Source organism: Mesorhizobium sp. P2_B11, from assembly GCF_056404855.1.
Genome location: NZ_JBFUDF010000003.1, coordinates 644,250 through 657,310, shown reverse-complemented (window position 1 = coordinate 657,310; position 13,061 = coordinate 644,250). Strand labels below are relative to the sequence as shown.

The following is a 13,061-nucleotide window of genomic DNA, read 5'->3' as shown; positions in this document are numbered from 1 at the left end:
AGGCCGCTTGGCCACGAACCCAGCTCGCGCTGGTCGTCAGCATATTGCAGTGCAATATCGCATTGTGCAAGTGCGAGAATAGCGCCGGAGCAGTCCTTGGGAAGTATGCGCCTGTTCTTGCACGGGAATTACCTGCAGCAACGGATTCGCGGGCGGCGGCGAACTCGCTAGAACTGGACAGCTACAGCGAGCCTTCCACGAAAAAGGGGCCGCGATGGCCCCTTTCGTGGTCAGCAATAGTTACCGCCGTGTCAGGCGTTGGCCGCCGCCACAGCGCGTTTTGCCATCACCGCGATCAGATTGGCGCGGTATTCGGCCGAAGCGTGGAGGTCGGTCATCAGATTCTTCGCCGGCACTTTCACACCGTCGAGCGCCGATGCGGCGAAGTTTTTCGCCAGTGCCGCCTCGATCTCCTTCGAGCGGAACACGCCGTCATCGCCGGCGCCGGTGACGGCGACGCTGACCCCGTCCTTGCCCTTGGCCACGAACACGCCGACGATCGCATAGCGCGAGGCCGGGTTGCGGAACTTTTCGTAGGCCGCCTTGGCCGGCGCGGTAAAACTCACCGCGGTGATGATCTCGCCCTCCTTCAGCGCCGTCTCGAACAGGCCGGTGAAGAATTTCGCAGCCGCAATCTCGCGCTTGTTGGTGACGATGGTTGCGCCAAGCGCCAGCAGCGCCGCCGGATAGTCGGCGGCCGGGTCGTTGTTGGCGACCGAGCCGCCGATGGTGCCCTTGTGCCGCACCGCCGGATCGCCGATCAGCGACGCCAGATGCGCCAGCGCCGGGCAAGCTTTCCTCAGCTTCTCATCATTGGCGACATCATAGTGCGTGGTGGCAGCACCGATGGTGACGGTCCTGCCCGACACCTTGACGCCCTGCAGCTCCTTGATCCGCGACAGGTCGACCAGGTCGGAAGGGGCGGCAAGCCGCGTCTTCATCGCCGGGATCAGCGTCATGCCGCCCGACATAAGCTTGGCGTCGCCGCTCTTCACCAGCTTGGCGGCGTCAGCGACCGAGGCGGCGCGATGGTAATTGACCGAATACATCTTCGTTCCTCCTCAGTGCTTCTTCGCCGCGCGGATCGCGGCCCACACCGTTGACGGCGAGGCCGGCATGGCGATGTCGACAATCCCGATGGCGTCGGTGATGGCGTTGATGACAGCCGGCGGCGAGCCGATGGCGCCGGCTTCGCCGCAACCCTTGATGCCGAGCGGATTGCTCGGGCACGGCGTGTTGGAGGTCGAGACCGTGAATGACGGCAGGTCGCCCGCGCGGGGCATGGTGTAGTCCATGTAGCTCGCCGTCAGCAGCTGCCCGCTGGCGTCGTAGTGCGCGCCTTCCAGCAAAGCCTGGCCGATGCCTTGCGCGATGCCGCCATGCACCTGGCCCTCGACGATCATGGGGTTGATGATGTTGCCGAAATCGTCCGCGGCGACGAACTGGACGATCTCGGTCGTGCCGGTTTCCGGATCGATCTCGACCTCGCAGATGTAGCAGCCCGCCGGGAAGGTGAAGTTCGCCGGATCGTAGAAGGCGGTTTCCTTCAAGCCGGGCTCCATGCCGGCCGGCAGGTTGTGCGCGGTGTAGGCGGCAAGCGCCACCTGGAACCAGGGCAGGCTCTTGTCGGTGCCGGCAACCTTGACCTCGCCATTCTCGATGACGATGTCGCCCTCGTCGGCCTCGAGCAGGTGGGCGGCGATCTTCTTGGCCTTGGCCTCGACCTTGTCGAGCGCCTTGGCGATTGCCGACATGCCGACGGCCCCCGAGCGCGAGCCATAGGTGCCCATGCCCATCTGCACCTTGTCGGTGTCGCCATGGACGATCGAGACCGAGTCCAGTGGCACCCCAAAACGCTGGTTGACCAGTTGCGCGAAGGTCGTCTCATGGCCCTGGCCGTGGCTGTGCGAGCCGGTCAGCACTTCGATCGTGCCGACGGCGTTGACCCGCACTTCGGCCGATTCCCACAGGCCGACGCCGGCGCCGAGCGAGCCGACCGCCGCCGACGGTGCGATGCCGCAGGCCTCGATGTAGCAGCTCATGCCGATGCCGCGCAGTTTGCCGGCCTTCGCGGCGGCCGCCTTGCGCTTGGCAAAGCCGGCATAGTCGGAGGCCTTTGTCGCCGCATCGAGCGAAGCGCCATAGTCGCCGGCGTCATAATTCATGATCACCGGCGTCTGATGCGGGAAAGAGGTGATGAAATTGGTGCGCCGAAGCTCCGCCGGCGACACGCCGAGTTCGCGCGCCGCCGTCTCCATGGTGCGTTCCAGCAGATAGGTCGCCTCCGGCCGCCCTGCCCCGCGATAGGCATCGACCGGTGCGGTGTTGGTGTAGACGGTGCGCACATTGGCGTGGATCGTCGGGATGTTGTACTGGCCCGACAGCAGCGTCGCGTAGAGATAGGTCGGCACGCAGGACGAGAACAGCGACATGTAGGCGCCGAGATTGGCGATGGTGTCGACCTTGAAGCCGGTGATCTTGTTGTTCTTGTCGAACGCCATTTCGACGGTCGAGACATGGTCGCGGCCATGCGCGTCGGTGAGGAAGCTTTCAGTGCGGTCGGCAACCCATTTGACCGGCACGCCGGTTTTCTTCGATGCCCACAGGCAGACGATTTCTTCGGGGTAGATGTAGATCTTCGAGCCGAAGCCGCCGCCGACATCGGGCGCAATGACGCGCAGCTTGTTTTCCGGCGCGACATTGTAGAAGGCGCTCATCACCAGCCGCGCCACATGCGGGTTCTGCGAGGTGGTCCAGCAGGTGAAATGGTCTTCGGCCTTGTCGTAGTGGCCAAGCGCCGCGCGCGGCTCCATGGCGTTGGGCACCAACCGGTTGTTGACGATCTTCATCCGGGTGACATGGGCGGCCGCCTTGATCGCCGCGTCGGTCGCCTTGGCGTCGCCGATCTCCCAGTCGAAGATCAGATTGTCCTCGGCCTCGGCATGGACCTGCGGCGCGCCTTTTTGCAGCGCCTTGGTGGCATCGACCACCGCCTTCAGTTCCTTGTAGGTGATCTCGACGGCCTCGGCCGCATCGCGCGCCTGGCCCTTGGTTTCGGCCACGACGATGACGATGGCGTCGCCGACATAGCGCACCTTGTCGACCGCGAGCGGCGACCAGGCGCCCATCTTCATCGGCGAGCCGTCCTTGGAGTGGATCATCCAGCCGCAGATCAGATTGCCGATGCCGTCGGCCTTGAGTTCCTTGCCGGTCAGGACGCCGATGACGCCGGGCATGGCTTGCGCCTTTTTGACGTCGATCTTCTTGATCTGCGCATGCGCGTGCGGGCTGCGCACGAAAGCAGCATGCTTCATGCCGGGAACCACCATGTCGTCGACATAACGGCCGGCGCCGGTGATGAACCTTTTGTCTTCCTTGCGCACGACCCGAGCGCCGATGCCTTCAATGCCCATAGGAAATTCCTCCGGAATTTAGGGGAGTAGGTGAGTAGGGCAGTAAGGCAGTAGGGAAATTTTGGCTTTGGTTCCCTACTGCCCTACTGCCTTACTGCCCTATTGCCTTGTCTCTCTAAGCCGCCTGTTTCGCCTTGCCCTTCGACGCCTTCGCCATCGTCTTCGATGCGGCGAGGATCGCCTTGACGATGTTGTGGTAGCCGGTGCAGCGGCAGATGTTGCCTTCGAGCTCGGCGCGAACCGTCGCCTCGTCGAGGCCTTCGGGATGGCGCGCGATCATATCGGTCGCCGTCATGATCATGCCTGGCGTGCAGAAGCCGCATTGCAGGCCGTGATGTTCCTTGAATGCGGCCTGCACCGGATGCAGTTCGGCGCCGTTGGCGAGCCCCTCGATCGTCACCACGGTCGACCCGGAGGCCTGCACGGCCAGCATCGAACAGGACTTCACCGCCCTGCCGTCGACATGCACGACGCAGGCGCCGCATTGCGAGGTGTCGCAGCCGACATGCGTTCCGGTAAGACCAAGATTTTCGCGCAGGAAATGAACCAGAAGCGTACGGTCCTCGGCAGCGCCAGTGACCCGTTTTCCGTTCACGACAAACGAAACGTCCGACATGCATCCTCCCTGGGTATTACCTCGGTAATCATGCTGCCGATGCGGCTTTGGCGCTCGGCCATGCGCTATTCGTACACCGCACAACGGGCAAAAAACACACGGGTGCTCATTGTACTTTCGGTCATGGACAAAGCGAAAATCACAGGCCCGTCCGCCCCATTGCCAAAGTGCGGATTGAAGGCAACAATGCCATCGACGCCGGCGCGCCAAACGACATAAAAACAAAGGCAGGCGCGCACAAAAATGCGTCGGAGGAATGCGGAGAAAGCTGCTGGCCAGTTCACGGACGAGCTATGCATCCGGTCTGTCGGCGCTCACCACAGACGAGCCTGACATGGATGCATTCGCCCGGGCGGTCGCCGCCGAGGCCGCGGCCATCAACGCCGGCTTTGCGCTGCTGTTCTTCTCGCAGAGCCTGGTTGACGCCACCGCACTGTCGCAAGCGCTGAAGACCCATGCGCCGACGCTGGCCTATGCCGCCTGCTCGACCGCCGGCGAGATCACCCCGCAGGGCCTGGAGGAAGGCCATGTGCTGGCCCTTCTGCTTCCTTCCGCGTCATTCTGCGCGGTCAGCACCATGGTCGACAATCTCTCCTCGTCGGGCATGGACAGGATCACCGGTGAAGTCGAGGCTTTGCGGCGGCTGCTGCGCGGGCGCATCGGCAGTTGCCATTCCAACTCCACCTTTGCGCTCTGCTTCATCGACGGCCTGTCCTTTGCCGAGGAAGCGGTGACCTCGGCCATCCATTGGGGGTTGGACGACATCCCACTGATCGGCGGTTCGGCCGGCGACGATCTGAAATTCGAAACCACCAGGCTGATCTCGAACGGCAAGGTGGCGTCCGACAGCGCCATCATCGTGCTGATATCGACCGAAATTCCGTTCCATGTCTTCAAGACCGACAATTTCGTCCCCACTGATGAGAAGCTGGTGGTGACGGCATCCGATCCCGACCACCGCACTGTGCGCGAATTCAACGCCACCAACGCGGCCGAGGAATATGCCGCCTCGGTCGGCATCGTTGCGCAGAACCTGACGCCGATGAGCTTCGCCTCGCATCCGGTGGTGGTGAAGGTGGGTGGCGAATATTATTGCCGCTCGATCCAGAAGATGCATCCCGACGGCTCGCTGTCGTTCTTCTGCGCCATCGACGACGGCGTCGTGCTTTCCATCGCCCAGCCCAAGGACATGGTGGAATCGACGCGTGCCGCCCTGCGCGACGTCGAGGAGCGGCTGGGTGGCATCGACATGATCCTCGGTTTCGATTGCGTCCTGCGCCGGCTCGACGCGCGCAACCGCCAGGTGTTCCGCGACATTTCGGAACTTTACCGGGTCAACAACGTCATCGGCTTCGGCACCTATGGCGAACAGTACCGTTCGATGCACCTCAACCAGACCTTCACCGGCATCGCCTTCGGCGACCGCCAGGCGGCGGAATAGGCCCCATGCCGCTCAGGGATATCGACGACATCGACCGGCTGAAGAAGATCAACGCCGCTTTGGTCAGTCGCGTCGAGCGCTCGATGGACCAGCAGGGCAACGCCTTCTCGCTGTTTCAGACCGCGATTTCGCTGGAAAACCGCGTGCGCATCCGCACCGAGGAACTGCACTCGACCTTGCGCCGGCTGGAGCAGTCGAACATCGACCTCAGCGCCGCCAAGGAAAACGCCGAACTGGCGAACCTGTCCAAGACCCGGTTCCTCGCCGCCGCCAGCCATGACGTGCTGCAGCCGCTGAACGCCGCCCACCTCTCCGTCTCGGCGCTGGCCGAAGTGCAGACCAGTGACGAGGGCAAGAAACTGGTCCGCCAGGTCGAGCGCTCGCTGGAGACCATGGAAGACCTGTTGCGCACCCTGCTCGACATTTCCAAGCTCGATGCCGGCGTGGTCCAGCCCGATGTTGGCGACGTCAATCTGGAGACGTTGTTCTCCTCGCTGCGCTCGGATTTCCTGCCGGTGGCCGAGATGAAGGGGCTGGCGCTAAAATTCCGCCCGGTCAGCGCCGTGGTGCGTTCGGACCGCACCCTGTTGCGCCGCATCCTGCAGAACATCCTGTCCAACGCATTGCGCTATACCCGTTCGGGCGGCGTGCTGGTCGGCACCAGGCATCGTGGCGACACCATCCGCATCGACGTCGCCGACACCGGCTGCGGCATTCCCGACGACCAGCGCGAGGCGGTGTTCGAGGAGTTCCATCGCGGCTCCGCCATTCCGGCCGATGCCGGGATCTCCGGCGGCGGGCTGGGGTTGGGTCTTGCCATCGTGCGGCGCATGGCCGCCGCGCTCGGCCATCCCGTGACGTTCTCCTCGAAGGTCGGACGCGGCACCATCTTCCACATCGACGTGCCGGTCGGCCTCGGCGCCAGCGCCGATGCCATCGCCAGCCTTGCCGAGATGGAGCGGCCGCGCGGCTACGGCTTGTTCGGCACCAAGGTGCTTTTGATCGAAAACGACGCCGATGTCCTGCAGGCGATGACATCCCTGCTCGAGCGCTGGCAATGCCTGGTGCGCGCCGCGACCTCGACCGAGGATGCGCTCAGCCTGCTCGGCGACACCGACTGGGTGCCCGACATCGTCATTGCCGACCAGCATCTCGACGATGGCGACCTCGGCACCGCCACGATCGCCGAAGTGCGCGACTATCTCGGCCGCGCCGTACCGGCGCTGATCGTCACCGCCGACAGCTCCGAAGCGGTAGTGAAAGCCGCCCGCGCCGCCGGCATCGAGCTGATGCGCAAACCGCTGAAGCCGGCGCAGCTAAGGGCGCTGCTGGCGCATTTACTGGCTTAGTTCCTTCTCCCCGTCACTATACGGGGAGAAGGTGGCGGCAGCCGGATGAGGGGCAGCACCAGCGATCCTCCTTCAGTGGCTGGAAAAACGCACTGTCACGTCGGAAATGAAGATGACCAGGATTACGGCCTTTCTATCGGTGAGATCGGGCAGGCTCTCTCCCGAGGAGATAGCGGACCTTCTGGAAATTGACGCCGACAGGGAGGTGCTGAAAGGCAGTCTGAGAACGCCTCCCAAACCATACCCTCCAAGCAACGGTTGGAATATTAGCTGCAGATACGACGAGTATGTCGATCTCAACATCGCTATTCACGAGCTGTCCCTGCGGCTGGGCGAAAAGATCGAAAACCTTTCTCGACTACGCCATCACGAGCATCTGAAAGACATATCCGTGAAGATAGCAATCGCCCCGGAAAACGAGCGTATTCCCATGTTTTTCTCCGCTGAGACGATTGCCTTTCTCGCCAAAATTGGAGCGACGTTTGATATTGAGCATTTTCCCGAATAGGCCGCCGCGTCTGGCGAGCAGCGCTTGCTGTTATCCGGAGCAAATCGAATGACCAACGCAATGCTTGATTACCTGGAGAAGCCGGCGTCATACCTTTTGACGTCACCGCCATTTGAATCCTGGAAATTCAAACGAACTGTTACGGATGATCTTCCGGAAATCCGAATAAATTACGTTTCCGCGCGTAACAAATTTTCCTTCATCTGCGGCGACGACGAAGCGATAGACACCATATTCATAGAGGCTGACAATCTGGATCGAGACCTCTTGGGTATTCCCTTTTCATGGAGCCGCAAGGACGTGCTGAGCCGTTTTGGCGTGCCTTCAAAAAGCGGCGTCGCACGGACAGATCCTTATTTGGGTGAGTATGGCCCCTGGGACCGATTTGACGAGGCAGATCATTCAATACACATCGAATACCAGGCTCATGCAGACCGGATAAGGCGGGTGACTCTGATGCGCGCCAGTGCGGTACCGTGAACAAGCTGGCAGACCACTACAGGAGCGAACATGTCTGAGCGCGACACCGGGCTCCACGGTTCCTGGCGGTTGGTTTCTTTTGATACTGAGCTTCAGGACTCAAAAGAGCGCAGTCAACCGTGGGGCGCCGACCCCAACGGGTACCTTATCTTCGGCTCTGATGGGCGAATGATGGTGCTGGTTACCGCAGAGACGCGGGAGCCAGGGAATACAGATGAGAAACTGGTGGCCCTGTTCCGCACTGTGATGGCCTATACCGGACGGTATCGGATAGAAGGCGACAGGTTCATCACAAAGATTGACTCATCTTGGAATGAAGCCTGGAACGTCAGTGAGCAGGAACGATTCTACAAGCTTGATGGAGACGCGCTCGAGGTCTTTACGGCCTGGATGCCGAATCCGTTGGCATTGGGAAATCCAATAGGAAGGGGTATCCTCCGTTTTAGACGCGAGTAATTTTCCCTACTAGGAATGACACCAATACAGGCCCTAGCCAATGCCATACCGTATCAAAAGAATCCTTCTAAAAACCGGCGAGTTGCTGACGGAACGCACTCTCCCCGATGGCGGCATTCTGGCGGACGCGGAGGCTCCGGTGGTCGGTGACGTGGTGGAAACCACGGTTTTCGGGCGGCCCATGAAGGTCGAGATCGTGTGGGGCCACTGGGCCGGGCGTCGACCCCACAACCCCGATGCAATCGTACCTTTGCGTGCGACGGAACTCTAACGTGCTGCTCGTCCAGCACGCCTCATCTCGCAACAGCCGCGACATCCAGGGATGTCAGCACGTCAGATGATGAAAATGAAATAGTGCTCGGTCATCGTACCCAGATGGAAATTGTATGAGACAGATTAACTTCTTTGCGGCGGGGGATGATCTATTTCCCGTTTTGGACGCTGTAGAACGTGAGATACCGCTAAAGTACATCCTCATGGGTCAATTCCCCAAGATGGAATTGCAAACCTACAATAATGGGATGCAAATTCCGGATCTTGGGCAGTCAACCACAGAATCGGCCTCCAGCGGGCGATCATTTCTCGTCACTGGTCAAGCTGTTCCGATCGAGATGAGGCTCGTAAGGACAACCTTAGGCATTCGGTATTTGTTAGATCAACTCAGCAATCCGGACACGGTAACGCTTTCTCCCGGCGGGCGATGGGGTCAAGATGTGATCTTAAATGGTCGCGTAGCAACAGCCTCCGGCGCTCCGCTCGCACAGGACCTAATGAGGGTTTTTAGCAGAGTATTCAAAAAGCAATTCAGTAAGGTTAGAGCGTTCTACGTTGGACCTGGGTCGGCTATTTTATTAGATGCCGGGAAGCGGCTAACTGCCGCCGAGCAGTCGCCACGCGACTTTGACCTGACGAGGGAGGTACCTATTCCTTAGTTGGTGGTGCGCCTTGGAAATTGCGGGACTGGTGCATTTCAATACGACATCCCTGGACAGGAGTTGCGGTGACAGTGCGCTTTTTGCCGGGTTGAACTAGTGAGGCGCCTACCGCCCGCTTCGCGGATCGACCCTCCCCCTTAGGGGGAGGGTAAGAAAGCTCAAAACCCCGCCTGATCCCTGAACAGCTCCGCATTATCGAGCTTCGACACTTCGATTACCGCTTGCGTGCGGCTGTAGACGTTGAGCTTGCGCAGGATCTCCGAGACATGCGCCTTCACCGTGGTCTCGCCGACCTGCAACTCGTAGGCGATCTGCTTGTTGAGCAGGCCCTGGCGCAGCATCTGCAGCACGCGCAGCTGCTGCGGCGTCAGTTTCGCCAGGCGCTGCACCATGTCGGCGCGGTCGGCGCTGTCGGCGTCGGGCGGCTGGCCCTCATAGGTTTCCGGCACATAGATCGCGCCCTCCATCACCGAGCGAATGGCGGCTGCGAGATCGCTTTTGCGCGCTGACTTCGGGATGAAGCCGGCAGCACCATAGGACAGCGCCTCGGAGATGATCCTCGGCTCCTCATAGCCCGAGACGACGACCACCGGCAGGCGCGGATGGCGGGTCCTGAGCTGCAGCAGCCCGTCAAAACCGTGGACATCGGGCATGTTGAGATCGAGCAGCGCCAGATCGAACGGTTTTATCCCACCCAGAAGATCGAGTGCCTCGGCGATCGAGCGCGCCTCCACAGTGTCGACTTCCGGATACGCCATCTGCACGGCGCTGTGCAGCGCCTCGCGAAACAGCGGATGGTCGTCGATGATCAGGAACCGGGCGCGATCGTTGACTGCGGTCATGGGGCTCGTTTCAGTCCTCCCTGGGCAGGATACTCCCGCTGGTATGGCCAGCTTATTGGCAAATAGTCTATCGCCACCTTAATCGGGCAACCGGCGCCGACGCTTTTGCGGACGCTCATGCCTTGCCCGGCCGTCCAAATCGGTCAAATGTGCCGGCAGTTGAAGCAGAAAGACCTGGCATGACAGACTTCGTCCTTCCCTTGCCCGCAATCCCTTCGGTCGCCATCGCCGGCTCGGCCGAACGTTTTGCGGTGCGCCGCATCTTCTGCGTCGGCCGCAACTACGCCGCGCACGCCCGCGAACTCGGCAATGACGAGCGCGATCCGCCCTTCTTCTTCACCAAGCCGGCCGATGCGGTGGTCGATAGCGGCACCACGATCCCCTACCCGCCGCTGACCAAAAACCTGCATCACGAGATCGAGCTGGTCGCGGCGATCGGCAAGGCCGGCTTCCGCATTCCCCGCGCTGAGGCGCTCGACCATGTCTGGGGCTACGGCGTCGGCATCGACCTCACCCGCCGCGACCTGCAGGACGAGGCCAAGAAGGCGGCGCGGCCCTGGGACTGGTCGAAAGCTTTTGATCGCTCGGCGCCCTGCGGCCCGCTGGTCCCTGCGGCACAGTCTGGCCACCCGCAAAAGGGCCGCATCTGGCTCGCCGTCGATGGCGCGGTGAAACAGGATGGCGACCTCGCCGAACTGATCTGGCCAATCGCCGATATCGTTTCGATCTGCAGTGGTGCGGTTGCCCTACAACCGGGCGACCTGATCTTCACCGGCACGCCGGCCGGCGTCGGCGCGGTGGCGCCGGGCCAGACGATGACCGGCGGCGTCGACGGCATCGGCGCCATCGAGATCGCCGTCGGCCAAGATCCCATCGGCCAAGATCCCATCGGCAAGTCGTGATCCGATGAGCGACCTCGTCCTTCACAACTACTACCGCTCCTCCACCTCCTACCGCGCGCGCATCGCGCTGGAGATGAAGGGGCTGACCTACGAATACGTGCCGCATCACCTGCGTCATGGCGACCATCTGGAGCCGGCCTATCGCGCGGTCAATCCGCAAGCGCTGGTGCCGGCGCTGATCCTCGGCGATGGCACGCTTTTGACGCAGTCGCTGGCGATCATCGAATATCTCGACGAGACCAATCCCGAACCGCCGCTGCTGCCGAAGGACGCGCTTGGCCGGGCCCGCGTGCGCATGCTGGCGCAGATGATCGCCTGCGACATCCATCCGGTGAACAATCTGCGCGTGCTGACCTCGCTGCGCACTCTGTTCGGCGCCGGCGACCAGGATGTCGTCAACTGGTTCCGCCACTGGGTGAATGAAGGTTTTCAGCCGCTTGAAAAGATTCTGGCTTCGTCGCCAGAGACCGGCACCTTCTGCCACGGCGATGCGCCCGGCCTGGCCGACATCTGCCTGGTCGCCCAGATCGCCAGCAACGCCCGCTTCGGCGTCGACCTGACGCCCTACCCCACGATCTCGCGCATCCACGCCTCCTGCATGGCTTTGCCGGCCTTTCGGAAGGCAGCGCCCGAGAATCAGATAGATGCGGAATAGGCGCACAATGCCGGAGCAGAGCACGGAGAATTGCCGATGAAAGCCGTCGTCTTCGAAAAGTTCGGCCAAGCGCCGACGATCCAGACTGTGCCCGATCCGAAACCGGCGGCCGACGGCGTCGTCATCAAGGTCGAGGCGACCGGGCTCTGCCGCAGCGACTGGCATGGCTGGATGGGTCATGACGACGGCATCACGCTGCCGCATGTTCCCGGCCATGAACTCGCCGGCATCGTCGTTGCCGTCGGCAAGCAGGTCACTCGCTGGAAGGCCGGCGAGCGCGTCACCGTGCCGTTCTGCGTCGGCTGCGGCCGCTGTTTCGAATGCACCTCAGGCAATCACCAGGTCTGCGAGCATCAAACACAGCCGGGCTTCACCGCCTGGGGTTCATTTGCCGAATATGTCGCCATCGAGCATGCCGACACCAACCTCGTGCGCCTGCCCGAGGAGATGGAGTTCGCCACCGCCGCCAGCCTCGGCTGCCGCTTCGTTACCTCGTTTCGCGCCATTGTCGACCAGGGCCGGGTGACGCCGGGCGAATGGGTAGCGGTGCATGGTTGCGGCGGCGTCGGCCTGTCGGCGATCATGATTGCCAGTTCCATGGGCGCCAATGTCATCGCCATCGACCTCACCGACGAGAAACTGGAGTTCGCCAAAAAGATCGGCGCGGTGGCCACCATCAACGCTTCGACGACCCCGAATGTGGTCAAGGCGGTCAAGCAGATCACCAATGGCGGCGCGCACATGTCGATGGACGCGCTCGGCCACCCCACGACATCGTTCAACTCGATTTCCAATCTGCGCCGGCGCGGCCGACATGTGCAGGTCGGCCTGATGCTGGGCGAACACGCCCGCCCGCAAGTGCCGATGGACAAGGTGATCGCTTTCGAACTCGAAATCCTCGGCAGCCACGGCATGCAGGCCTACCGCTACCCCGCCATGATGGAGATGATCCGCACCGGCAAGCTCAAGCCCGAACTGCTGGTCGGCAAGAAGATCAGCCTTGATGAAGCGCCCGCGGCCTTGATGGCGATGGGCGGCTTTGAGGGGATCGGCATCGGGGTGGTGACGAAATTCTGACAGCGATTCGGTAGAAATTGCAGAACAGTCCATGCAACCAAGACGCCAGTAGAACCGCTCGACAAGGCTGCGCTAGTCCGTCAGAATCGACCCCAAGCGATCATCGGTTTGAACCTGGCTGGACCGGCCACACGCAGGAACTATACTGTCGCTATGGCCTATTGGGTAAAGCGTATTGCACTGAAGGATGGCGAAGTAGTCACGGAACGTGAGCTTCGCGCAGACGAAAACCGATTTGCTGGAACGGCTCCGGTGGTTGGTGACTTGATTGAGGTCGAATGTCGCGGCCGCAGGTTTATGGCTGAGGTGGTATGGGGAAATTGGCCCGGCCGCGTTCATCCACACGATACAGTTGTACCGCTTCGGGTTTTCGAGGTTGGCCTTGAT

Annotated in this window: 14 protein-coding genes; 10 read left to right on the top strand and 4 right to left on the bottom strand. The window is 61.7% G+C overall.

Going from position 1 to position 13,061, the window contains the following annotated elements; translation table 11 throughout:
- Positions 1 to 251 precede the first annotated feature (251 nt).
- From AC1DYJ_RS11715 to AC1DYJ_RS11705, 3 genes are all read right to left on the bottom strand, one after another.
- Positions 252 to 1,049, bottom strand: coding sequence for an FAD binding domain-containing protein (locus AC1DYJ_RS11715; protein ID WP_477280918.1), 798 nt, complete (start codon positions 1,047 to 1,049; stop codon positions 252 to 254).
- Positions 1,050 to 1,061: 12 nt separating this feature from the next.
- A complete protein-coding gene (locus AC1DYJ_RS11710) occupies positions 1,062 to 3,413 on the bottom strand; it encodes a xanthine dehydrogenase family protein molybdopterin-binding subunit (RefSeq protein ID WP_477280916.1) in 2,352 nt (783 codons plus the stop codon).
- Positions 3,414 to 3,528: 115 nt separating this feature from the next.
- Positions 3,529 to 4,029, bottom strand: a complete 501-nt coding sequence (locus tag AC1DYJ_RS11705; RefSeq protein WP_477280914.1) for a (2Fe-2S)-binding protein — start codon at positions 4,027 to 4,029, stop codon at positions 3,529 to 3,531.
- Positions 4,030 to 4,363: 334 nt separating this feature from the next.
- Between AC1DYJ_RS11705 and AC1DYJ_RS11700 the strand changes: the two genes are divergently transcribed.
- The 7 genes from AC1DYJ_RS11700 to AC1DYJ_RS11670 all read left to right on the top strand — a co-directional run bounded on the left by AC1DYJ_RS11700 (position 4,364) and on the right by AC1DYJ_RS11670 (position 9,195).
- Complete coding sequence (locus AC1DYJ_RS11700) at positions 4,364 to 5,470, top strand: FIST N-terminal domain-containing protein (RefSeq protein ID WP_477280913.1); 1,107 nt, start codon at positions 4,364 to 4,366, stop codon at positions 5,468 to 5,470.
- Between the two features lie 5 nt (positions 5,471 to 5,475).
- Entirely contained in the window at positions 5,476 to 6,819 is a 1,344-nt protein-coding gene (locus tag AC1DYJ_RS11695) for an ATP-binding response regulator (RefSeq protein WP_477280911.1), read from the top strand.
- A gap of 112 nt (positions 6,820 to 6,931) precedes the next feature.
- The gene (locus AC1DYJ_RS11690) at positions 6,932 to 7,327 is read left to right on the top strand and encodes a DUF4279 domain-containing protein (protein WP_477280909.1); all 396 of its coding nucleotides are present in this window, start codon (positions 6,932 to 6,934) and stop codon (positions 7,325 to 7,327) included.
- A 48-nt stretch (positions 7,328 to 7,375) separates the two neighbouring features.
- A complete protein-coding gene (locus AC1DYJ_RS11685) occupies positions 7,376 to 7,807 on the top strand; it encodes a hypothetical protein (RefSeq protein WP_477280907.1) in 432 nt (143 codons plus the stop codon).
- Positions 7,808 to 7,837: 30 nt separating this feature from the next.
- Entirely contained in the window at positions 7,838 to 8,263 is a 426-nt protein-coding gene (locus AC1DYJ_RS11680; protein WP_477280905.1) for a lipocalin-like domain-containing protein, read from the top strand.
- Between the two features lie 40 nt (positions 8,264 to 8,303).
- The gene (locus AC1DYJ_RS11675) at positions 8,304 to 8,534 is read left to right on the top strand and encodes a hypothetical protein (protein ID WP_477280903.1); all 231 of its coding nucleotides are present in this window, start codon (positions 8,304 to 8,306) and stop codon (positions 8,532 to 8,534) included.
- Positions 8,535 to 8,649: 115 nt separating this feature from the next.
- Positions 8,650 to 9,195 carry a hypothetical protein gene (locus tag AC1DYJ_RS11670; protein ID WP_477280901.1) on the top strand — a complete coding sequence of 182 codons (546 nt, stop codon included), beginning with the start codon at positions 8,650 to 8,652 and terminating at the stop codon, positions 9,193 to 9,195.
- Positions 9,196 to 9,356: 161 nt separating this feature from the next.
- Here the strand turns inward: AC1DYJ_RS11670 and AC1DYJ_RS11665 are convergent, their stop codons facing one another.
- Positions 9,357 to 10,040 (bottom strand): response regulator, encoded by a 684-nt coding sequence (locus AC1DYJ_RS11665; protein ID WP_477280899.1) that lies wholly within the window; start codon positions 10,038 to 10,040, stop codon positions 9,357 to 9,359.
- Between the two features lie 179 nt (positions 10,041 to 10,219).
- Between AC1DYJ_RS11665 and AC1DYJ_RS11660 the strand changes: the two genes are divergently transcribed.
- From AC1DYJ_RS11660 to AC1DYJ_RS11650, 3 genes are read left to right on the top strand one after another with little or no spacing between them, the layout of a single operon-like run.
- On the top strand, positions 10,220 to 10,942 hold the full coding sequence (locus AC1DYJ_RS11660; protein ID WP_477280897.1) for a fumarylacetoacetate hydrolase family protein: 723 nt from the start codon (positions 10,220 to 10,222) through the stop codon (positions 10,940 to 10,942).
- Between the two features lie 4 nt (positions 10,943 to 10,946).
- Positions 10,947 to 11,597, top strand: a complete 651-nt coding sequence (gene maiA, locus AC1DYJ_RS11655) for a maleylacetoacetate isomerase (protein ID WP_477280895.1) — start codon at positions 10,947 to 10,949, stop codon at positions 11,595 to 11,597.
- 36 nt (positions 11,598 to 11,633) lie between these two features.
- Complete coding sequence (locus AC1DYJ_RS11650; protein WP_477426073.1) at positions 11,634 to 12,674, top strand: zinc-dependent alcohol dehydrogenase family protein; 1,041 nt, start codon at positions 11,634 to 11,636, stop codon at positions 12,672 to 12,674.
- The last annotated feature ends 387 nt before the right edge of the window (positions 12,675 to 13,061 follow it).